This is a genomic window from Bacillus cereus group sp. MYBKT14-1 (assembly GCF_051915185.1).
Classification (GTDB): domain Bacteria; phylum Bacillota; class Bacilli; order Bacillales; family Bacillaceae_G; genus Bacillus_A; species Bacillus_A cereus.
The window spans coordinates 200,953-221,203 of the sequence record NZ_JBQAEF010000002.1; the positions used below are offsets into that span (position 1 = coordinate 200,953).

Here is a 20,251-nt window from a genome sequence, read left to right on the forward strand (position 1 = left end):
CCTCCCTAGTGTAAGCTAAGCGGAAGGATCGTGCGCTCACTTATATAGTCTCGCCCTTTCCATCCACCTTTGTATTTGGTTTATTATTCATATAAGTTATTTTCGCCATAATACATCACCCCGTTCTTCTTTTAATTACTCTCATTATATGGAATTCTCCTATAAAAAGCTACATTATTTAACATAATTTTCAAACAACTTTCTTTTGAACATTCTAATTTGTCCTCGGTGACTAATTTCATCTTCTAGCACATGATACCAAAGATAGTGCTGGTTATATATTACACCGTTAGGCCACTTTCTTTCTGACATGAGCCACTCATCACTTTGTTCACTTAAATACTTCAGAGATTCTTCTCGAACACTTTGTAGAAGTTGTACATAATACTGTACTTCATGACCACGGATCGCTCTACCCGCTTCCCCTAAATACAGTGCATCTTCCCATATTTCTAATTCTTCTTTTGTAAAGTCACGATTTTGAAATGAAATAAGCTGATGAACTTTTTCAATAGCTGCTATATGCTTTAATAAGGCACCAATTGAATTTCCGCTGCTCTGCATAATTAAGTCTAATTGCTCAACTGATAAATTTTTTACTTCGCCTAATGTTACAGCTCTCGTATGCTCAAGCATGCTTACTAATTCCCCTATATTTTTTGTATAACCATCTACACTTCTTATTCGATAATCTATCTTCATATCACGCACCCCTTTCTGCATTCATATTATTGTAAAAATGATTCATATAATAGACTGAAACCTTTCGAAATTTTCTGTTATAATTAAATTGAATACAAAATATACCCAAACAAACTTTCTCAATATGCTTATATGAAATATTAAAAGGAATCAATATAAAATAATCGAATCTTATTCACTAAAAGGAGTGGATTCGATGGAAATGTATCAATGGCTAACTGCTATACTCGTTGGTGGCATTACCGGCTTCGTTTCCCATCTAATCAATAACCAAGGTAAGTTATTGCTTCCACGCCGTTTGAAAACATTTTTTCATTTTGGATTTTTAACTGACATTTTTACTGGTAGCCTAGCCGCACTTCTTGGGCTCGTTTTATTCGATGTCACCGCAATAAAAGAAATTATAAAAGTATCCATTGTAACTGCTATTTCCGGTCAAACTTTCTTACTACATCAAGCTCTTGGTGGCGAACAGGCTAAAAATACGCAAATTGGGAAAGCTGATGAGAAGATTCAAGAAATTGACAAATTATTGCGACGTTAGTGTATACTTTCTTTTAAAATTATTGTTATAATGAGAAATAAATATTTTCTATTGCGTCGTTTGTCAGGAGAAAGGGTGTTTCGTATGACAAAAAAGAAAATAGAAGATTTCTTAACAAACTCCGAAAAAGAGGAACTGCTAGAAAACTATAAATGTTTACGAGAAGCCCGCACAAAAAGCGAAGCTAACTATTTTGGTGAAGCAGTAAACCATCTATTAAATAAAGCAAAACAACGAATTATTAAAGATGCAGGTATACATGATGAAAATGCTGCAACTGTTCAATCAAAGAGAAAAGCACTGTTTTAGCTACATTAGCTAAAACAGTGCTTTTTATTTAGAATTTTTTTTCTTTCCATGCTATATTCTCTCTGCCTTTATCTTTCCATTTTTACAGTTTCAAAAGTCATCTAGACCTAAAGATCAACCTAATAATATTAGCCCACGCAAACCATTTTAATAATAGATAAAATAATTGAACTAGTAATGCTACAAACTAAATAAGTTTATTAAATCGCTTCTTTTAAATCTGAATGCGGATTTGGTCCGTATTGATTGTCATTTTCTTCACTTTCAATGATAAAAAATACAAGTAAAACAACGCTACCAAACGGTACAAAATTTAATAGTTGCCACCATCCCGTTTTCCCAATATCATGTAATCGTCGTGCACCAACCGAAAAACTTGGTATAATCATTACTAACATAAATAGCAACGCAATAATAGCAACTAACACCTCTGAAAATGATGATAAAAATAACAGTAGCCAAAAAATTACGATATTGGATAAACTAAAAATCCAGTACTCTTTTCGCGTAGCTCTACCACTAAAATTCCCATAATTCTTTAGAGCTTTCAAATACCATTGCATTTAAACCTCTCCCTTTTATCCCCAATAAAATTAAAATATGTAATTATTAACAGATAAGTAGAAATATAACACAACATTTATGTAAAATCCATATCCCCATCTAAATTGCCCTCTATTTAAATAGTTTTTTCCTTCGGCATTTTTCACATTACTTTCACATCTATTTCACAAATATAAGTAGTCCGATATGCTAAACTAAGTATATCCTTTTCCAAGGAACTATATGCCGATATATAAATCCCTATCTTTATAGGGATTTTTATTTTTTGATTCCTCATAACTTTGTTACAATCCATTTCTTCTACTATTTCTATACTTTTAGTAACTACTTTAATTAAAAGCACATTCATGTATTCACACTCTTATTAATTCTGATTTGCGAAATATTTATACAAGCTTTATGATGCAATTCCTGTTTCACTACTTTCAGTAAGTTTTTCACTTTTTCTAAACAAAAATAAAGCTCCTATATATAGTAAAGCAGTAAAACTACCTATAAGTATAAAATTGTGAGATACTGCAAATAACATTCCTGCTATTGCCGCACCAATCATTTGACCAATATACATAGAAGCATTTGCAAGCGCGGCTCCTGTTCCTCTTGCTGCACTAGATATGTTTTGTAAGTGCCTCATCATTAATACAAACAAAATTCCTGTCCAAAAAAACAAAGCAAAGAACGATAACTCCACCAATACAATGTTCTTTACATGTGGAAGTAATACATATAGCACTGCTGTAAATATAATTCCACCATAGAAAGAAAGGTTATAACCAATTTTATTTACGATTCTAGGACCAAAAATATTACCAGTTAAATTTCCTAACCCTAATACGAGCATAGCTGTACCTACTTCATGAACTTGTAAGCCAAATTGAATGGAAAGCCATACACCAAAAAATGAAAATGCAGCAAAATTTCCGGTTTGAAAAACAAAGTATGCAAAATAAGAAAGTGAAACCTTTGAATCTGTAAGTAATTGTTTATAACGCTGTAAAATCGCTTTTTTATTTCCACCTATATGAACCGACTGGATTTCTGGTAATACAACATAAATAAGAATGACAAGTAGTGCTGATAATATACCAATGAAATAGAATGGGATTGTATAATGTATCGTTGCTAAATAAGCTCCCAGTGGCAGCCCTAAAATTTGAGAGATTGATAACCCTGCTGTTGCAACCCCAATTGCTTTCACAATTTGCTTCTTCTCTATAAGGAGCGGAATAGATGCCCACACTTGTGGAGATACAAAAGCTGCACTTACACCTGCTAAAAATCTAAATGTTAGCATCCATAAAAAACTCGGTGCAATTCCACACAAAAACGTACTTACTGCAAAAAAACTCATACCTAGTACCATCACTTTTTTTCTGTTTAATCCATCTGATATAGGACCAGCAATAAGCGCAAATCCAGCATACCCTAAAGCATACGAACTCACCATCCATCCTGACAACTCAGTTGAAACATGATACACCTGTTGCAATGTCGGCAACAGTGGTGAAATTAAGAAAGTATCTGTACCGATCATAAACATTATCATAAAAAATACAGCTAGTACTCTGTTCATTTAGACCTTCTCCTTATATAAACAGAGGGTACTCTCCCTCTGTTTAACTAATCTTCTAAAATAGATTGGATTTCTTTCATGACTCTTTCATTCAATGCAACGTCTACCGCTTTCACACTTTCTCTTACCTGCTCTGCCCGCTTTCCACCAGGTATAACAGTATCAATTCCTTCTTTATTTAATAACCATGCTAACGCTAAATGAGACACTTCAATATCATTTTCTTTAGCTAGCCCTTTTAACTTATTCACTTTCTTAAAATTACTCTTATATGTATTTTCTTCAAATAGATTTACATTTTGACGCCAATCGACTTCATTTAATTTGAAATCTTCTGTATATTTTCCGCCTAATATTCCAAAAGCAAGAGGCCCATATGGAATAAATGAAATACCCGCTTCTATACAATACGGCAACAGTTCTTCCTCAGCTGTACGTTCTAACATATTGTATGGAGATTGTACAACATCTATATGACCATGTTGATTCGCCTCTTTTAATTGTTCTATGTTTACGTTCGATATTCCAATTGAACGAATTTTCCCTTCTTCTTTTAAATGAGTAAGCTCTCCGATTGAATCTATGTAACTTGTTTCAGGATTTGTAAAGTGTAAATAATATAAATCAATATATTCAGTCTGTAATCTTCTTAAGCTATTTTCCACAGCATTCCTTAAATAACTTGGTTCATTGTTAATATAAGTTTCTCCATTTAACAACGGTTGAATTCCACCTTTTGTAGCAAGTATAAACTCATGACGTTTTCCCTTTAATACTTCTCCTACTAATTCCTCTGATCTACCAAAACCATATGAATCTGCTGTATCAAAAAATGTAATCCCTTGCTGAATAGCTTCTTCTACTAATCGCTTTCCTTCTTCTTCATTCACATCAGCATATAAATTATGTCCCCCTACTGCATTTGTACCTAAACCCAACTTTGAAATATTTAATCCTGCCTTTTGCAATTTTGTATACTTCATTTTTTCTCCCCCTATATTTCTATTGTTCGAATATATTCGAACAATAGAAATATACCACTTTATATGTTATAGTGCAAATATCTTAACTTATACAAGTAGGTGAAATATGCGTACACTCTATCATCCAAATCGAGAAGAAATTCAATTTTCTTCTGTCTTATATGCACTTAGCGATCAAATTCGTTTACAAATTGTAAATATGTTACTAGAGAAAAGTGAACAATCTTGTGGTGCTTTAAACATCCCTATTGCGAAATCAACTTTATCTCACCATTTCAAAGTTTTACGTGAGTCAGGTGTTATGTACACGCGCCTTGAAGGAACACAACGTTTCATTTCAATTCGTGAAGAAGATTTAAATGCTAGATTCCCAGGTTTATTACAAGTTGTATTACATGCGACAGAGCCATATTAAAAAAACATCTCATATTCATATGAGATGTTTTTTTAATATGGCTATTCTTTTAATAAATCTAATAATCCATTCCCTTCGGATGTACGTTCATACCCTAAAGGTACAGTTCTTTTAATAAGTTGTGCATATATTTCCGGCTCTGATAACTTTCGACCGTATTCTTTCTCACACTGTTTAATGAGCAAGGCAAGCGCTCCAGCAACATGCGGCGTCGCCATGGAAGTTCCACTTAACACTGCATATTTCCCATCTGGATACGTAGATAATATTTCATCACCTGGCGCTACTAAATCAATTTCTTGATTTGAATTACTAAAACATGTGATTTTCCGTTCTAAATTGACAGCGCCGACTTCAATTACTTCCGAGTAAGCACCTGGGTAATCTAGTTCCTCTGTATTATCATTACAATCTCCATTATTCCCAGCAGCACATACGACGAGAACATCCTGCTTTACCGCATTTTGAATTGCTTCATGTAATTCTGGAACATCTTGCGGACCACCAAGTGACATTGAAATAATTCTCACTTTCTCTTGATTCGGCCCTCTCCAATTTACAGCATAATGAATTGCCTCAATAATTTGCTCGTAACTTCCAGAACCATCTCCCGCTAAAACTTTTAATACTAACATTTTAGCAAGTGGTGCAACTCCTAATACACCGACACCATTTTCAGTTGCTGCAATCGTCCCCGCGACATGAGTACCATGTCCGTTATTATCAAGATACACATTTGGATCAGCTTCATAATCTTTTGTGAAATTTCTTCCGCCGATAATACGATCTTTTAAATCTATATGATTAGTATCACACCCTGTATCTAATACGGCAACGACTACATCTTGCCCCTTCACACTCTTTCCCCATACTTGCGGAGCGTGAATCAGTTGTACACCTGGTGGAATTTCATTTACTTGTTCTACAACCTTATTTACGGTAAATGGAATCAATTGTATACCTTTTTGTTTATTCACTGTACTACTCATCGTAATCCCTCCTGAAAATGTATTATTTTCATTTCAGACCACTTTTGAATACGTGTAAATGTAACATTCGTTTTATTCTTTTTGTTTTCCTTCTTTTCAAATATTTCTCAACATCATTTACTAACTCTATACTACTTTTGTATTTCCCCTATGATTTATAGGAAATAACAGCCTGGGTCATTCAACTAATAACCAAAATAAAAGGACCAATTAATGGTCCTCTTACAGTCTTTTAAAAGAATGATATGTAATTTGAAAAATAATATAAATTAAGACTAAACCTCACTCTTGTTTAAAAACTTTTCTATTTCTTTTACTAAATATTCCGCTCCCTCTATCCCAACAGTAATATTTCCATTTGCTAATGATATGTTCTGCTCTGAAACATCACCTGTGATTTGGCAAGCATTGTAAGGTTGATATTTTTGTAAAATGATTTTATCTGCTTCTACAAAAATTTCAAGCGGTGATTTGATTTGTATTCCCAATACATCGCGTAATTCTTTAGGGATAACAATTCGTCCTAATTCGTCTACTTTTCGAATAACTCCTGTTGCTTTCATATTTCTCCCCCCTTTCTCTCTATTAATTTTTTTCACCTCGCTTTTTCCATTTTATCACTTTTTGGCAATACTTGCCTCTTTTTAGAAAATTTTGTACTCGAGTTAAAAAAACACATTTAATGCATACGTAATCTCTCTTTCAATTGTTTTACATAACGGGATCTTATAAGTAAGAAGTATACAACTTGAATACCTATGAAAATACTTAATACAACTGTATTTTCTTTAAACAATGAGTACTCAAACATTTGCCCTAACGCCGTTAAGGCTACTGCCCCATGTAATGTTGCAACACCAATTGGAACGAAGAATAAAAGCGCCAATCGAATTGTAACTACCTTCGATAATTCCCTACTCGTCAATCCAACTTTTCGAATCATTTCGAACAAGCGAACATCATCCTCCAAATCGGAGAATAAACGGAAGTAAAGGAAACTTCCTGCGCAAACGAAAAATACTATACCAATAAAGAAACCTACAAATAAAATCGGTCCTGCAATTTGTAAACTTTGGTTTCGTTCGTACTCTTCCGCACTAAACGTTGACTGTTCTTGATACGGTTTAATTTGATGAGTAAGCTCTTTACCAATTTCAATCTCATCTTTCGTTCTTTCAGTTTTATACATATAATCTTTTGTCTCTATAAATCCATCTTGTAATGAATCATATTGATTATTAGAGATTACATAAACATTTCCTCTTAATATTTTCCCCAATGAAGATGAAGTAACTTTTTTCACCTTTAAACTTTCATTCATATTGGGTAAAGTAATTTCTTTTCTTTCTTTCATCGCTGGCCCTGGTATATCAGCTGACAAAAATACAACCTCTTTATTTGCTACAGTATTAAATGGTTCTCCTGTTAACTTTGCATATTCCTTATAATCTGATTCTTTTATAAAAGTGGCGCTTCTTAACGACTGTTCCTCCGTTTTCTTTGTCGAAATATTAGTTTTTGAAGCTGCTATATTATGTTTCTTTAATCCTTTGTCAATCATTTGTATATGTTGTGATTCGTTACTATTCCCTTGCTTAGAATGGTAATGAAACGCAATTGGTCTCTCCATTATCCCTTTCGTCATGGATGCGAAGCCGACTAATGTCCCTATTGCGGAAAATGCTACAGTAGAAATAATGGTTACAATAAAGAACATTCTTGCGTTATCTCTCATGCGATACGCTAAATCTGATAACGTAATAATATTAGTCTGTGTCCAATAGAAACGTTTACTTTTTTTACATAATCGAATAATAAAGACACTCAGCTGCTTGTACAACAAATACGTCCCAATAATAACTACCGTTGTAACAGGAATCATCATAATAAATACCATTGCGCCATGCGATAGAAGAGCTCCTACATAGCCAGCACTAAGCAATACTACTGCTAATATTGAAGAAATGATTGATGCTTTCGGTTCCGGTTTCGCCTCTGCTGATCCTCTAAACAACTTCATAATCTTATTTTTACGAATCATTCCTGCACTAAACAATGATATGATCATAAATAAAATAAAAAACATAATACCCGTTACAACAATTGCTTTCATCGGTATGTAATAGGATAAGGAGATATCTAGTTTCAATATCATCGGAGCGACAAATAGTAATACCCCTGAAAATAACATACCTGAAAGAATACCAAAAATAATTGCCCCTATTCCAATCATAATATTTTCAAAAAAGATAAGACGCTTTAATTGATATTTCGTCATACCTAGCATCATTAAAATTCCTAGTTCACGCTTTCTCGTTTTTAAAAACATTCCCATCGAATATAAAATAAAGAAGAATGTAAATAAGTAAATAATAGACTGTGCAAAAGACATACTTACGAATACGTACTGACCCAATTCTCCTGCACTTAATGCCGGATGAAACGCAAAAAATGAATACACAAAAAAGGCCATAATAGCAAATGCACTACTCAAAAAATAGGCTGAGTATGTCCGTCTATTTCGCGTTACATTCCGATATGCGAGTTCTCTAATGTTCATATTACTTCTCCGCCCTTCTTTCTACTAACTATGTTTTTATATTAGTAAAGTACGGAAATACCTTCCATCGATTCAAATGACAAAAACCTTACAGTTTTGAAAGGTTTAAAAAAATTGCTTATACGTAGTACTTTATTTATAATGACTACATTCATATTCATACACACATCCTATTGTATATTCGTTAGTTTTGCGAAATAATAAAGGATAGAAGTATGTACCATTATACATATAAACTTATTTACCGCTTTAATATGAATAGGAGGAAAACATAATGACATTACAAGAACAGATTATGAAAGCATTACATGTTCAGCCTGTAATTGATCCAAAAGTTGAAATTCGTAAACGAGTTGATTTCTTAAAGGATTATGTAAAGAAAACAGGCGCAAAAGGATTTGTACTTGGTATTAGCGGCGGCCAAGACTCTACATTAGCAGGACGCTTAGCACAACTTGCAGTTGAAGAAATTCGTAACGAAGGTGGTAAAGTAACGTTTATCGCCGTGCGTCTTCCTTATAAAGTACAAAAAGATGAAGATGATGCACAATTAGCATTACAATTCATTCAAGCAGATCAATCTGTTGCATTTGATATTGCTTCAACTGTTGATGCTTTTTCAAATCAATATGAAAACTTATTGGGTGAGTCATTAACAGATTTCAATAAAGGTAACGTGAAAGCACGTATCCGTATGGTTACTCAATATGCAATTGGTGGACAAAAAGGGTTACTTGTTATCGGAACAGATCACGCTGCAGAAGCTGTAACAGGGTTCTTTACAAAATTCGGAGATGGTGGTGCAGATTTATTACCATTAACGGGATTAACGAAGCGCCAAGGACGTGCATTATTACAAGAGTTAGGTGCAGACGAGCGACTTTACTTAAAAATGCCAACAGCTGATTTATTAGATGAAAAACCAGGTCAAGCTGACGAAACAGAGTTAGGTATTACTTATGATCAATTAGATGATTATTTAGAAGGTAAAGCAGTTCCAGCTGACGTTGCAGAGAAAATTGAAAAACGTTACACAGTGAGTGAGCATAAAAGACAAGTACCAGCGTCAATGTTTGATGATTGGTGGAAATAAATAAAACATAAAAAAGAAGCTAATCTTCATTTAGCTTCTTTTTTATATGTTAACGATATACCCCTACTCTTTTCTCCAATAAATCTTGCAAGCAATCTTCATGTTGTTTACAAAATAACGGTGGCATGTCGTCTAACGGGAAAAACTTCAAATCCAACGTTTCATCACCATCTACTTTTTTGTCACCTCCAACTATTGAGAATGAAAAGAACATCACAATTGACTGGGCCTTGTCTCCATTTGGATATGATTGAAAATATTTTGTATACACTCCAATAAGCTCATTTATTTCTACATCATACCCGGTTTCTTCTTTTATTTCCCGGATTGCAGTTTCCGCAGCTGATTCTCCTATCTCCATTGCACCACCTGGAAATCCCCAAGCGTTAAAGTCTCCTCTTTTTTGCAGTAATACTTCTCCATCTTTATTAAATACACAACCACCGGCAAAGTTTAAGAAAACATAATCATGTCCTACTTTTTCACGTAATTCTTTTATATAATTCGCCATTCTCTTTCCCCTTTTCATACTTCTTCTATCGCTATTTTTTATCTTTTTCAAGCAATTCAATGATTCGATCTAGCTTCTGGTTCATATTAATCACGTGGTGTTTCTTTGCAACGCTGCTTTGTAATACTCTTCTAATAAACAAAGTAAATGATATGAAAAACAAAACGATAAGTCCGATTACTAAACAAGTATATATCAATGTGAAAATATTACTTTCGAACAAGTTCATTCAGCATTCACATCCTCTCCTTTTTATTTTATCACATAATTCCCAATATTTTAAAGTGATCAACAAATATAAAAAGAGCATCTTTTACAGATGCTCTTTCTCATTGCTTAATACGTAAATGTAATTGTCGCCAATGAATAACCAGCCAATGCACTATAAGGCGCTACTTGATAAGACACACGCTTTGCACCTTTTGGCCAATTTATTTCATTTAATACTTTCTTTATATCTTGCATCGTCCCATCCATGGACTGCTTATATCGTACTTCTACTTTTTCTGGTTTGGCTGCAAACTGTTGCTGCAACTTTTGCTTAAATTCATTATAATTTTCTGCTCCGTATTCTGCAGATAAGTATTGTAAATTTGTTTCTTTTAACATCTGCTCATATACGACAGTCTTTGAGCTACCAGCTTTTATTTTATTTGTTAATTCACCAAAATAACTTGTAGTTGCCGCTGGATATTTGCTACGATCCCATTCATGATCTTTACTTAACTGTTCGTCAGACATATTAAAATATGAGTAAGTTACACGCCCTGCTTTATCTGGTACTGGATCATCAAATGTAGTATCTAGGTGATACCATTTGTTTTCAATGTTCACTAAATTCCACGCGTGAGCTTGTCCATTTCCTGTGCCTGTTACAATATGATTTTGAATACCTGCCTCTTTTAACAACTCATACGTTAATAATGTATATCCTTGGCAAACGGCAGAACGATTCGCTAATGCTTCATATGCTGTATACGCTTGATAAGACGTATCATAAGACACATGCTTAACAACGTAATCGTGAATAGCTTTTACTTTCTCATGCTCATCCATCCCTGGTTTTACAATTGATCCAACAATTGATTTCGCCTGAGCTTTTACATATTGAGTTTGTTCTTTTGATTCACGGTATTTTACTTGCAGTGTAAACGTATAGTCCCCTGGCATTCCTTTAATAGAATATCTAGTAGACGCTACATTATATTTTACATACTCATCAGCATCTACAATTTTATTAAACTCACCATACAATTGATCCATAATATTTCTAGCATTTCTATCTTTTGTTTTATATGTGATTGTAATATTTTCTTCTCGATTATCAATCTGTTTTTTTAATTCTTTTCTGAAATCATCTAATAACTTTACATCTGATTGCGCTGTCACTGTAGTCGGATTTGTAGCTGCATAAGATACAGATGATGCTTGTAAGCCTCCCATTACTATAGTTGAACAAAGTGCGGCAGCTGTCACATACTTACTTGTCTTTCCCATCTTGTCACTCCTTATATTCTATAACTATACGAAAAGGTATCGTATAGTTTCAGAGTATACAATACTTTTTCGTATAGGTCATATGAGATTATGCATATTAACTAATTCACATAAAAAGGTTGTTCTTTTTAAAAGAACAACCTTTTTTCATTAGCATGTTTGTAATACACAGCATGTATTTTCAAAACGTTGATTTTTCAAATCTTCATTACTAATACAGAAATATAGCATCCCTAATTCTCCCCAAACCATATTACAATTTTTATGATCTGAATCAATTTGGAATAAAAGAGTCATTTGCTGCGGGTCTACTCCCATATATTCTCCTGTCTCATATAACACTTCTTCTTGTACAGAGAATGGCTCACCAAACATTTGATGGTTATCGTAGTTATCTGGAATTAGCTCTTCAAGTAATTGCAAGAAACGATCTGAATCAGCCTCATCTTCAATGAAAAGTTCTGGTAATTTGTATGTCAGTTCAAAAGTAATTGCACACTGGTTATATTTCGCTTGTATTTCATTTTCTCTTCGTAATTGCTCTACAGGAACATCATAATAAAGTACACGCCCAGCTTCTGTTATATTCACATTTTCTTCAAAATAATTTTCAATGCAAAAGAAATACAGCATGCCCGTCTTAGGAAGATTGTGATCCATACCAACGTTTTGTAAATCACTTAAGTTAAATTGCGCGATAAATTGTAGTGGATTTCCTTTATGCTTTGGATATTCAAATAAAGCTGGTAGATCAGGAACTCCTCCCATTTTCGAACTACCTATCGCAACAGTTCCCTGCTGCTTTGGCACAACTTTTATACAAGGAAATACAGTATTAATAAGTTCTTCTTTCAAGTGTGTTAGTTCATATTTATCAATTAATACTTCAATTTTTTTATTCATAAATTCTCCTTACATTTACATACTTATTTATATCATAGTACAAAGATTATACTTCATTCTTTACAAAATCAACAAGCCTCCCAAAAACGGGCTTATCCTTCGTACGCGAACAAGTTTAAAAAAGCATACTATACATTGTTCCTACAAACACGATAATTCTTTAGTTCTTCCAGTACATTTTCCCCTCGTTCATTTTTAAATATAAGGAGGCATTCCACATGGGTTACGGATATAGTTGCTGTGGTTACGGATACGGTGGCGGCGGTTGTGGTTACGGAGGTTTCGCTTTATTAATTGTTTTATTTATCCTTCTAATCATCATCGGAGCTAGCTGTTGGGGCGGCTTTGTAGGCTGCTAGTAAACTAAAAACTATTGTAAAAAAGCACGTACAATACGTGCTTTTTTGCCATTTCTAAATCTTTCATTCGAAAGGAAGTATGTTTAATGAAGATTGATGGTGTTTTTGAAGGAGGCGGTGTGCGCGGTATTGCGCATGTCGGGGCAATTTGCGCGTTAGCCGAAAAAGGTTATGAATGGGAACGTGTAGCTGGTACATCGGCTGGTTCGATTATTGCAGCGCTCCTAGCGGCAGGATATTCTTGTTCAGAGTTAAAAACGATTATAACTGATATTGATTATAATAAATTTACGAAAAGAACTTTTATTGATAGAATTCCTTTTATCGGCAAGGGACTCAGTGCATGGACTACTCTAGGTATATACTCTAATGTATTTATAGAAGAATGGATTGAAGAATTACTTCGAAAAAAAGGTGTTCATTTATTTACTGATTTACCGGATCTAAACAAACTCAAAATCATCGCCTCTGATATTAGTAATGGTAAAATGGTTGTCTTTCCTGACGACTTACCAAACTACGGATTTTTAAATTATCGCTTCTCTATCGCTAAAGCGGTAAGAATGAGTAGTACAATCCCCTTCTTCTTTGAACCGGTAAAATGGAGAACTCCAAAATGGAAACAGCCTTGTTATATGGTTGATGGAGGAATTCTAAGTAATTATCCAATTTGGATCTTCGATTCACCTACCGCTCCTCGCTGGCCGACTTTCGGATTTCATTTTGTAAAAGATGAGATTCAAGCTGATCCTGCTCACTATAACGAGCCTATTTCCATGTTCAAAGGACTATTTAAAACAATGATGCAAGCTCATGATTTACGTCATTTAGATAAGGAATCAAAAGCAAGAACCATTACAATTCCAACAGGAACGATTACAAGTACTAATTTTGAACTGACAAAGGAAGAAAAAGAATGGCTTTACAATTCTGGTTATAACTCTGCTAATAAATTTTTACAAGCTTGGAACTTTAGGCAATATATCGATGAATATAGAAAAGGAAATCAAGACCGAAAGACAAATCGATTTTTTCGTCAACTTGACTCATAATATTATTACTTTGCGTATAAATACGAGAACGTTTAACAACTTAATAATAAATAAGCCTAGTAATTTCTTATATTACTAGACTTATTTATTATTATATAATCTCGTACATTGTTTAAGGATACGTTAACCCTTCGGCTTCCTCTGCAGTAATAACTATGTAACGATTTCCCGTTCTTAATCCTAACAGTTCTGCTTTTTCAATCGCTTCTTGCTTCGTCTCTGCATAAGCAGCTAAATATTTTTCTCCATTGATCATTTGGCAAATTACATATTGTTTCATTACTTTCTCCTCTTACTTTTTCATTAGTTGTGCAAGTTTTTTTATACCTATTTCAATTTCTTCTAACGTTGCGTATGAATACGATAGGCGCAAAAATTGATTTGCACTTCTATCATATAAAGTACCTGGGTTTAATAAAACCTTTTCTTGCAGAGCTTTATCAAATAAACTGCGATATGAAATGGGTACTTTTATATGTACCCATATATAAAATCCCCCTGTTGGTTCATGCCAAGTTGCTATTTCACGAAGATATTTATCTAACATTAGTAACATAAAATCTCTTCGTTTTTTCAATTCACTTCTTACAAAGCGCAAATGCTCATCATATAGACCATTTGTAAACCACTCTGCTGCAATTTGCTGGGATATAGTGCTTGAACCATAATCTGTTTGCATTTTTATGTCTGACAATCTTTGAATTACTGGCTCAGGTCCAACAATCCATCCAATTCTTAATCCTGGACTAATTACTTTGGACATGCTTCCAATATGTAGTACGATTCCATTTTTATCATAGGCTTTTAAAGGTTTCGAACAAGGTGCATCAAACCATAAGTCTTGATACACTGCGTCCTCTATAATAGGTAATCCAATTTCATTACATATTTCTATCACTTCTATTCGTTTCTTCGCATTCATACTAAAGTTCGTTGGATTATGAAAAGACGGGATTGTATATAAAATAGATGCATTAAATTGCTTCTTATATTTTGTAATATATGATGTATTTAAACCGTTCTCATCCATTGGTATTCCAATGAAACGCATTCCTGCGGATTGAAAAACATTAAGCGAGTATAAATAGGATGGTTTTTCTAATAAGATGGATGCCCCTTTTGGAAGAAGCCCCATAGAGATAAGTTGCAACGCTTGAATTGCTCCTGAAACAATTAATATAGAGTCAGGAGATACACATATACCATGCCCCTTTAAGTATTCGGAAATCTTTTCCCTTAAATAAAAATTTCCTTTCGGCTCTTCATACCCAAGCTTCACATTTGACTTTAAAAGCTTATTCATAATTTCTTTCATCTTTTTCTCAGGTAAGAGACTCAGCGCGAGCTCACCTGTTCCTAATCGAATTACATGTGGATAAAATTCAGCTTGATTAATCTCCTGAATAGCTGGGAGATTCGGATAATGAAGTCCTGTTTCTACATAAGACTGCCAATTAGGCGGGGGTGCGTAAGTTGAAGCATTCTCATTATTATTTACAACAATTGTTCCTTTCCTGCCATTCCCTTCAATGTATCCCTTTGCAACTAGTTCATCAAAAGCCATTACAATTGTGCTTCGATTCACACCAAATGTATGTGCCAAATCTCTTTGTGAAGGTAATTTCGTTCCAACGGTCCATTCTCCATTAACGATCCTTTCTTTTATATACGTTTCTATTTGTTTATAAAGAGGAGTCGCTAGAGACATATTCGGTTTCCAAACGAATCTTTCCATTATATCACCTTATATTCTTTTTGGTTGGTAACCTCCCCCAACCATATGGATGGATACAAATTTTCATTTCTTCTATACAATATACACTATCATAATGAATTAAAATAGGAGGTAATATGATGAGTGAAGCAATTATTCATGGTATCATTCTTGCATTTGGACTTATCATTCCATTAGGTGTACAAAATGTTTTTGTCTTTAACCAAGGTGCGAGCCAACCAAACATTTGGAGGGCAGCCCCCGTAATATTAACTGCCTCTATATGTGATACGTTACTCATATTGATTGCAGTGCAAGGTGTCTCCCTTGTACTCCTTACTTTTTCTTGGCTAACTAACTCGTTATATATAGTTGGATTTTTCTTTCTCCTATATATGGGCATTGTTATTTGGAGAAGTAACCCTTCCAACGATGTAAAACAAGAAAAAAGTATGCCCTTAAAAAAGCAAATCCTTTTCGCAGCATCCGTTTCGTTATTAAATCCACATGCTATTTTAGACACAATCGGTGTAATTGGAACAAATTCTATTCAATACATAGGAAGTGAAAAATGGGCTTTCACACTTGCAACTATTATCGTTTCTTGGATTTGGTTTATAAGCTTAGCGTTAGCGGGGAAATTTCTAAAAAGACTAGACTCAACCGGAAAGACAATTTTATTATTAAATAAATTTTCTGGTCTCATCATATGGGGTGTCGCGCTTTATATGTTAAAACAAGTTATTTATTCTTAATGAACGAAAGAGAATTGCATGTTACTCAAAACATCATGCAATTCTCTTACAAATTATGAAGTAGGCTCTGGTTTCTGTTTTACCGTCTTTGCATCCTTTGCTGGTTTAATCCAAATGATTGCTATGACAGCACCAATGGCAGCGAAAATACTTGTCAAATAAAACACTTCATGGTCCGCCCCTTTCATGAAAAAAGAATATAAAGGTGGTCCAGCTGCTACACCGATAAATCGCATTGAACTATAAAATGACGTAACCGTTCCCCTTTGCTCCTTTTCAATTCCTTGTGTAATGAGGGCATCTAAACATGGGAGTGCCATACCAATCCCTATCCCCATAATAACGAGACAAAGAAGTAGTAAATAAATCCCTTTTATAAATAAAGGAATGATGACTGATGCAGCTGCCATTAAAAAACCAATATAAATACACTTCTTCATAACATTTTGATTATCTCCAATTTTTTTACCGGCCATATAGGAACTAAGTGACAGTACAAGTAACGGGATAGCAAGCACACACCCTTTCCATATACCATGAATGTCATACTTTGATTCCAGTATAGTCGACAAATAAAAGAGAATTCCGAATAAAATAAGCATAATAATTGCACCTAATACAAAAATGGCAATTAACCATCTTCCTTTTTCTCGAAACGTAGACAGAATAGATTTTATAAACTCTTTAAGTGGTGGTACTTCTCCTTCTTGTTTCTTTGCCTTTACTAGAACAAGTAACAAAACAATTGATACGACACATAAAACTGGAATCGCCCAAAATGGTAAGAACCATACAATGGCAGCAAGAGCAGATCCTAAAATAGGGCTCAGCACTTTTCCAAATGTATTGGATGTCTCAATGATTCCCAAACCTGTACTAACTTGTTTTTCATCTTTGTATAAATCACCAACACACGGTATAACAACCGGCATTGCACCAGCAGCACCAATACCTTGAATCGCTCTACCGATTAGTATCCAAATGTAGGGATTATCAACTTTCCATGATACCCAACCAGTTATCGCTCCTCCTATAGCCGCAATCAGCAAACTCGGAACCATTACCATCTTTCGTCCCCATCTATCTGATAAATAACCAGCAATCGGTATAAGTAAAATGGCTACGATAGAGTAAATTGTAATAATCATGGATACTTGAAACGATGAAATATGTAATTTCTTTTCAATTGTCGGCAAGATTGGAATGAGCATTGAATTCCCTAATGTCATGACAAGTGGAACTGATGCAAGCGCAATTAAACAACAGTTTTCTTTTTTTAACATGTTGATTTCGGAACCTTTCATCATATATTTCTTACCATATAATAGCCCTGCTGGAACATAATTTTCATTCCACCAGGGCTATTACATCTTTAATACTTCCCATTCACAACAAAAGAAATTGGGTAAAATATAGTATTACTTCTATTCTTTGAATTCTGTTCACTATATATCCATACCAATTAATTGAAAAAAAAAGAAAGGAAGAATCCTTCCTTTCTCCTATAACCTTATGCATTTAGCGAGTATATCCGCCACCAAGCTGTTGTTCTGCCATCGCTACTAGGCGTTTTGTGATTTCACCGCCTACAGAACCGTTTGCACGTGAAGAAGTATCAGCTCCAAGTTGTACACCGAACTCTTGTGCAATTTCATACTTCATTTGATCTAAAGCTGCTTGTGCTCCATGTGATGCTAATTGATTAGAATTACGATTTCTAGCCATTACCAATCACCTCCTTATTTATATATAAATTGTGTTAAATTCAAATTAAAATACATGGAAATTTTTGGTTATTTTTTACCATAAAAAAAGAGCCTCTAAACGAGACTCTCACATCATTTCACATTACGAAGTTACTACTTCTAATTTTCTATTTATTAATACTTTCATTTCTTCTTTTAATATCTCTTTTGAATTATGTCCAAACCATTCTAAGGAAGCAAAAAGATCCGTATTTCTCACTTCCTGAATAATCTCATCATAATTTACAATACCTTCAAATAACGGAACCATACCTATACGACTTCCTGCTGCAGCATATACATTATTAGGTTCAAACACATGCAAATAATCCGCTGAAGATATATTCTTAAAATGGTAATGTAGTGTCCACGGCTTTAATCGATGGAAACTGTCTATTGGATCTGCGCCAGACTCCCATATATGAAGAAAATCAAGATTTATTTTTAAATTCGGATGGTTTACTTCTTCTAATAACTCTATAGTAGAAGGCAATGTGTCCGTTAGTGTATTGGGATGTGTTTCTAACAGCACATACATATTGTTCTGAGCAAACACATCACAAATCTTACGTATTCGCTTCACATACTCTTTTCTCTCTTGTTCCGAGAAGTCCTTGCTCCCTTTTTGCCCAGCAAACGTGCGAATTTTATTCGTATTAAACCAATTAGCTAGTACTACAAGTTGTTCACTTTTCTCTATCGTTTTTTCAAAATCTGCTGATAATGATATATCTAAGTAATCACTTATCATCGTAATTTCTAAGTTTTTATCCTTTAGAAAATTCAATTCTCGTTCTGTCGTTTCACGTTCTTGCATGTACAAATTTTGTGCATGCGTCCCCCATAATTCAATTCCTTCAAAACCGTTTTCATATGCAAATTGAACAATATCAGTAAATGAAATTAATTGATGACGAAATGAAATGGTACATAGCGAATATTTCATAGTATTAAACTCCCCTATCTTAAATTCAGTTAGCTTATTAAAGAGTTGCGACAGATTGATTTGTTTTCATACCTTTCCATGATAGAAACTGTCTCTCTAATTCCTTCTTAATTTGCAGTTCAATCGCATTCATTTCATCCAGTTTTTCAATAATCGATACTAGCATACCTTTATTATTCGTCATTGCCATTTTAATTGCACGATACTGTACATTTGTAAATCCTTGTACAATATCCTCTACCCGATCACACCAATAATCAAATTCTTGCTCCGAATATTGCAACGTTTCACGGAAGTATGCAAAGGCATGCTCATAACTATATTTACGAATTGCAAGTACTGGTATTTGTTTTACTGCTGCTACAAGTCCAGAAAGCGCATATCCTTCTTCCTCATTTGCCATTTTTACAATTAAATTTTTCAGTTCCATAGTCAGTTCATTGTCGTTCTTTTTGAATGTTTCTGTGAAATAACTAGCTACTGTTTCTTGCGTTGGCTCCCCAATTCCTTCTATATCAATGAAATAACCTCCACCAAATGGGTTATCTTGAATAGAGTGAAGTACTTTTTCTCTTTCCATATTTCCTTCCCAACGAAAATCAGGATCTAGCATGAACCACTCTTCTTCTTTCTCTGTTTTTGATATCATTAAATAATGTGGAAACGGTTTTTGATGAAATTTATTTTCCCTCTCTGGTAATAGAGACATATCAACCATTACAATGACATAACGATTTTCCGGCTTGTTTTCTACTAATTCTAAAAACGTTTCTACATTGCTATCTTTATCTTTTGCATGATCATACCATTCGTTTACTTTAATACCGTACAATTTTTCAAACCAAAGTAAATAATGATCATGGTTAATGTTTTCAGAGTGATATGAAATAATTCCTCCTTGTGTTATATCAAAATCTCCATCCCATAGTCCAAAATAAAATGGACGAAAATCAATGTCGCTACGCCTTTTTATAATTTCACAAAAACAACTCACTAAACAGTGCACTTTAATTGAAGTCATACTCTCATCCACTTTC

General features: G+C 34.0%; 25 protein-coding genes. 7 read left to right on the forward strand and 18 right to left on the reverse strand.

All coding sequences use genetic code 11. The features are described from left to right. Positions 1-174: 174 nt before the first annotated feature. A complete protein-coding gene (locus tag ACTFO4_RS07610; protein ID WP_000687339.1) occupies positions 175-702 on the reverse strand; it encodes a DinB family protein in 528 nt (175 codons plus the stop codon). 196 nt (positions 703-898) lie between these two features. Between ACTFO4_RS07610 and ACTFO4_RS07615 the strand changes: the two genes are divergently transcribed. Both ACTFO4_RS07615 and ACTFO4_RS07620 read left to right on the forward strand, forming a co-directional pair. After that, the gene (locus ACTFO4_RS07615) at positions 899-1,246 is read left to right on the forward strand and encodes a DUF4257 domain-containing protein (protein ID WP_000426310.1); all 348 of its coding nucleotides are present in this window, start codon (positions 899-901) and stop codon (positions 1,244-1,246) included. A gap of 84 nt (positions 1,247-1,330) precedes the next feature. Further along, on the forward strand, positions 1,331-1,555 hold the full coding sequence (locus ACTFO4_RS07620; protein ID WP_000162602.1) for a hypothetical protein: 225 nt from the start codon (positions 1,331-1,333) through the stop codon (positions 1,553-1,555). A gap of 200 nt (positions 1,556-1,755) precedes the next feature. Here ACTFO4_RS07620 and ACTFO4_RS07625 read toward each other — a convergent pair whose 3' ends face one another. From ACTFO4_RS07625 to ACTFO4_RS07640, 4 genes are all read right to left on the reverse strand, one after another. After that, entirely contained in the window at positions 1,756-2,118 is a 363-nt protein-coding gene (locus ACTFO4_RS07625) for a DUF805 domain-containing protein (RefSeq protein WP_001198796.1), read from the reverse strand. Between the two features lie 143 nt (positions 2,119-2,261). After that, entirely contained in the window at positions 2,262-2,468 is a 207-nt protein-coding gene (locus ACTFO4_RS07630; protein ID WP_001101738.1) for a hypothetical protein, read from the reverse strand. Between the two features lie 48 nt (positions 2,469-2,516). Further along, positions 2,517-3,692, reverse strand: a complete 1,176-nt coding sequence (locus ACTFO4_RS07635) for an MFS transporter (protein ID WP_001082495.1) — start codon at positions 3,690-3,692, stop codon at positions 2,517-2,519. A 47-nt stretch (positions 3,693-3,739) separates the two neighbouring features. Further along, positions 3,740-4,675 carry an aldo/keto reductase gene (locus ACTFO4_RS07640; RefSeq protein ID WP_000877965.1) on the reverse strand — a complete coding sequence of 312 codons (936 nt, stop codon included), beginning with the start codon at positions 4,673-4,675 and terminating at the stop codon, positions 3,740-3,742. A 106-nt stretch (positions 4,676-4,781) separates the two neighbouring features. On the opposite strand from ACTFO4_RS07640, the gene ACTFO4_RS07645 reads away from it, so the two are divergent. Then, positions 4,782-5,090 (forward strand): ArsR/SmtB family transcription factor, encoded by a 309-nt coding sequence (locus ACTFO4_RS07645; protein WP_001259909.1) that lies wholly within the window; start codon positions 4,782-4,784, stop codon positions 5,088-5,090. A gap of 41 nt (positions 5,091-5,131) precedes the next feature. Here the strand turns inward: ACTFO4_RS07645 and ACTFO4_RS07650 are convergent, their stop codons facing one another. The 3 genes from ACTFO4_RS07650 to ACTFO4_RS07660 form a co-directional block, all read right to left on the reverse strand. After that, the gene (locus tag ACTFO4_RS07650) at positions 5,132-6,079 is read right to left on the reverse strand and encodes a serine protease (protein WP_000099761.1); all 948 of its coding nucleotides are present in this window, start codon (positions 6,077-6,079) and stop codon (positions 5,132-5,134) included. A gap of 275 nt (positions 6,080-6,354) precedes the next feature. Beyond that, positions 6,355-6,642 carry an AbrB/MazE/SpoVT family DNA-binding domain-containing protein gene (locus tag ACTFO4_RS07655; RefSeq protein ID WP_000648324.1) on the reverse strand — a complete coding sequence of 96 codons (288 nt, stop codon included), beginning with the start codon at positions 6,640-6,642 and terminating at the stop codon, positions 6,355-6,357. A 116-nt stretch (positions 6,643-6,758) separates the two neighbouring features. Next, positions 6,759-8,639 (reverse strand): FtsX-like permease family protein, encoded by a 1,881-nt coding sequence (locus ACTFO4_RS07660; RefSeq protein ID WP_001025990.1) that lies wholly within the window; start codon positions 8,637-8,639, stop codon positions 6,759-6,761. A 274-nt stretch (positions 8,640-8,913) separates the two neighbouring features. On the opposite strand from ACTFO4_RS07660, the gene nadE reads away from it, so the two are divergent. Beyond that, positions 8,914-9,732: an ammonia-dependent NAD(+) synthetase gene (gene nadE, locus ACTFO4_RS07665; protein ID WP_000174896.1), complete on the forward strand. Its 819-nt coding sequence runs from the start codon at positions 8,914-8,916 to the stop codon at positions 9,730-9,732. Between the two features lie 49 nt (positions 9,733-9,781). Here the strand turns inward: nadE and ACTFO4_RS07670 are convergent, their stop codons facing one another. From ACTFO4_RS07670 to ACTFO4_RS07685, 4 genes are all read right to left on the reverse strand, one after another. After that, positions 9,782-10,243, reverse strand: coding sequence for an NUDIX hydrolase (locus ACTFO4_RS07670; protein WP_000024992.1), 462 nt, complete (start codon positions 10,241-10,243; stop codon positions 9,782-9,784). A 31-nt stretch (positions 10,244-10,274) separates the two neighbouring features. Beyond that, complete coding sequence (locus ACTFO4_RS07675) at positions 10,275-10,472, reverse strand: DUF4083 domain-containing protein (protein WP_001048104.1); 198 nt, start codon at positions 10,470-10,472, stop codon at positions 10,275-10,277. A 107-nt stretch (positions 10,473-10,579) separates the two neighbouring features. Continuing rightward, positions 10,580-11,740 (reverse strand): transglutaminase domain-containing protein, encoded by a 1,161-nt coding sequence (locus tag ACTFO4_RS07680; protein WP_000520865.1) that lies wholly within the window; start codon positions 11,738-11,740, stop codon positions 10,580-10,582. A 150-nt stretch (positions 11,741-11,890) separates the two neighbouring features. Next, the gene (locus ACTFO4_RS07685) at positions 11,891-12,643 is read right to left on the reverse strand and encodes a YwqG family protein (protein WP_242259451.1); all 753 of its coding nucleotides are present in this window, start codon (positions 12,641-12,643) and stop codon (positions 11,891-11,893) included. A gap of 218 nt (positions 12,644-12,861) precedes the next feature. Here ACTFO4_RS07685 and ACTFO4_RS07690 point away from each other — a divergent pair, with 218 nt between their 5' ends. Together ACTFO4_RS07690 and ACTFO4_RS07695 are read left to right on the forward strand one after the other, a co-directional pair. Continuing rightward, positions 12,862-13,002 (forward strand): YjcZ family sporulation protein, encoded by a 141-nt coding sequence (locus tag ACTFO4_RS07690; RefSeq protein ID WP_000540419.1) that lies wholly within the window; start codon positions 12,862-12,864, stop codon positions 13,000-13,002. A gap of 86 nt (positions 13,003-13,088) precedes the next feature. After that, the gene (locus ACTFO4_RS07695) at positions 13,089-14,054 is read left to right on the forward strand and encodes a patatin-like phospholipase family protein (protein ID WP_000686807.1); all 966 of its coding nucleotides are present in this window, start codon (positions 13,089-13,091) and stop codon (positions 14,052-14,054) included. 112 nt (positions 14,055-14,166) lie between these two features. Here the strand turns inward: ACTFO4_RS07695 and ACTFO4_RS07700 are convergent, their stop codons facing one another. Next, positions 14,167-14,334, reverse strand: a complete 168-nt coding sequence (locus tag ACTFO4_RS07700) for a DUF3933 family protein (protein WP_000816389.1) — start codon at positions 14,332-14,334, stop codon at positions 14,167-14,169. A gap of 12 nt (positions 14,335-14,346) precedes the next feature. Next, positions 14,347-15,789, reverse strand: coding sequence for an aminotransferase-like domain-containing protein (locus ACTFO4_RS07705; RefSeq protein WP_242259450.1), 1,443 nt, complete (start codon positions 15,787-15,789; stop codon positions 14,347-14,349). Positions 15,790-15,908: 119 nt separating this feature from the next. Between ACTFO4_RS07705 and ACTFO4_RS07710 the strand changes: the two genes are divergently transcribed. Continuing rightward, positions 15,909-16,523 (forward strand): LysE/ArgO family amino acid transporter, encoded by a 615-nt coding sequence (locus tag ACTFO4_RS07710; RefSeq protein ID WP_242259449.1) that lies wholly within the window; start codon positions 15,909-15,911, stop codon positions 16,521-16,523. Positions 16,524-16,576: 53 nt separating this feature from the next. On the opposite strand, the gene ACTFO4_RS07715 is transcribed toward ACTFO4_RS07710, so the two are convergent. The 4 genes from ACTFO4_RS07715 to ACTFO4_RS07730 form a co-directional block, all read right to left on the reverse strand. Next, positions 16,577-17,806, reverse strand: a complete 1,230-nt coding sequence (locus ACTFO4_RS07715) for an MFS transporter (RefSeq protein ID WP_002183485.1) — start codon at positions 17,804-17,806, stop codon at positions 16,577-16,579. Positions 17,807-18,041: 235 nt separating this feature from the next. Further along, the gene (locus tag ACTFO4_RS07720) at positions 18,042-18,248 is read right to left on the reverse strand and encodes an alpha/beta-type small acid-soluble spore protein (protein WP_000113545.1); all 207 of its coding nucleotides are present in this window, start codon (positions 18,246-18,248) and stop codon (positions 18,042-18,044) included. A gap of 123 nt (positions 18,249-18,371) precedes the next feature. Further along, positions 18,372-19,214, reverse strand: coding sequence for a sugar phosphate isomerase/epimerase family protein (locus ACTFO4_RS07725; protein WP_000877687.1), 843 nt, complete (start codon positions 19,212-19,214; stop codon positions 18,372-18,374). A gap of 37 nt (positions 19,215-19,251) precedes the next feature. Continuing rightward, positions 19,252-20,235, reverse strand: coding sequence for a DUF6005 family protein (locus tag ACTFO4_RS07730; protein WP_000200729.1), 984 nt, complete (start codon positions 20,233-20,235; stop codon positions 19,252-19,254). Positions 20,236-20,251: the final 16 nt, after the last annotated feature.

Excerpts from the sequence above, each read along its gene's own strand:
- ACTFO4_RS07650 (WP_000099761.1), bottom strand. The coding sequence starts at position 6,079 with ATGAGTAGTACAGTGAATAAACAAAAAGGTATACAATTGATTCCATTT.
- ACTFO4_RS07635 (WP_001082495.1), bottom strand. The coding sequence starts at position 3,692 with ATGAACAGAGTACTAGCTGTATTTTTTATGATAATGTTTATGATCGGT.
- ACTFO4_RS07625 (WP_001198796.1), bottom strand. The coding sequence starts at position 2,118 with ATGCAATGGTATTTGAAAGCTCTAAAGAATTATGGGAATTTTAGTGGT.
- nadE (WP_000174896.1), top strand. The coding sequence starts at position 8,914 with ATGACATTACAAGAACAGATTATGAAAGCATTACATGTTCAGCCTGTA.
- ACTFO4_RS07730 (WP_000200729.1), bottom strand. The coding sequence starts at position 20,235 with ATGACTTCAATTAAAGTGCACTGTTTAGTGAGTTGTTTTTGTGAAATT.
- ACTFO4_RS07720 (WP_000113545.1), bottom strand. The coding sequence starts at position 18,248 with ATGGCTAGAAATCGTAATTCTAATCAATTAGCATCACATGGAGCACAA.
- ACTFO4_RS07675 (WP_001048104.1), bottom strand. The coding sequence starts at position 10,472 with ATGAACTTGTTCGAAAGTAATATTTTCACATTGATATATACTTGTTTA.
- ACTFO4_RS07715 (WP_002183485.1), bottom strand. The coding sequence starts at position 17,806 with ATGTTAAAAAAAGAAAACTGTTGTTTAATTGCGCTTGCATCAGTTCCA.
- ACTFO4_RS07705 (WP_242259450.1), bottom strand. The coding sequence starts at position 15,789 with ATGGAAAGATTCGTTTGGAAACCGAATATGTCTCTAGCGACTCCTCTT.
- ACTFO4_RS07620 (WP_000162602.1), top strand. The coding sequence starts at position 1,331 with ATGACAAAAAAGAAAATAGAAGATTTCTTAACAAACTCCGAAAAAGAG.
- ACTFO4_RS07695 (WP_000686807.1), top strand. The coding sequence starts at position 13,089 with ATGAAGATTGATGGTGTTTTTGAAGGAGGCGGTGTGCGCGGTATTGCG.
- ACTFO4_RS07670 (WP_000024992.1), bottom strand. The coding sequence starts at position 10,243 with ATGGCGAATTATATAAAAGAATTACGTGAAAAAGTAGGACATGATTAT.
- ACTFO4_RS07630 (WP_001101738.1), bottom strand. The coding sequence starts at position 2,468 with ATGAATGTGCTTTTAATTAAAGTAGTTACTAAAAGTATAGAAATAGTA.
- ACTFO4_RS07710 (WP_242259449.1), top strand. The coding sequence starts at position 15,909 with ATGAGTGAAGCAATTATTCATGGTATCATTCTTGCATTTGGACTTATC.
- ACTFO4_RS07685 (WP_242259451.1), bottom strand. The coding sequence starts at position 12,643 with ATGAATAAAAAAATTGAAGTATTAATTGATAAATATGAACTAACACAC.
- ACTFO4_RS07725 (WP_000877687.1), bottom strand. The coding sequence starts at position 19,214 with ATGAAATATTCGCTATGTACCATTTCATTTCGTCATCAATTAATTTCA.
- ACTFO4_RS07690 (WP_000540419.1), top strand. The coding sequence starts at position 12,862 with ATGGGTTACGGATATAGTTGCTGTGGTTACGGATACGGTGGCGGCGGT.
- ACTFO4_RS07615 (WP_000426310.1), top strand. The coding sequence starts at position 899 with ATGGAAATGTATCAATGGCTAACTGCTATACTCGTTGGTGGCATTACC.
- ACTFO4_RS07700 (WP_000816389.1), bottom strand. The coding sequence starts at position 14,334 with ATGAAACAATATGTAATTTGCCAAATGATCAATGGAGAAAAATATTTA.
- ACTFO4_RS07660 (WP_001025990.1), bottom strand. The coding sequence starts at position 8,639 with ATGAACATTAGAGAACTCGCATATCGGAATGTAACGCGAAATAGACGG.
- ACTFO4_RS07610 (WP_000687339.1), bottom strand. The coding sequence starts at position 702 with ATGAAGATAGATTATCGAATAAGAAGTGTAGATGGTTATACAAAAAAT.
- ACTFO4_RS07655 (WP_000648324.1), bottom strand. The coding sequence starts at position 6,642 with ATGAAAGCAACAGGAGTTATTCGAAAAGTAGACGAATTAGGACGAATT.
- ACTFO4_RS07640 (WP_000877965.1), bottom strand. The coding sequence starts at position 4,675 with ATGAAGTATACAAAATTGCAAAAGGCAGGATTAAATATTTCAAAGTTG.
- ACTFO4_RS07645 (WP_001259909.1), top strand. The coding sequence starts at position 4,782 with ATGCGTACACTCTATCATCCAAATCGAGAAGAAATTCAATTTTCTTCT.
- ACTFO4_RS07680 (WP_000520865.1), bottom strand. The coding sequence starts at position 11,740 with ATGGGAAAGACAAGTAAGTATGTGACAGCTGCCGCACTTTGTTCAACT.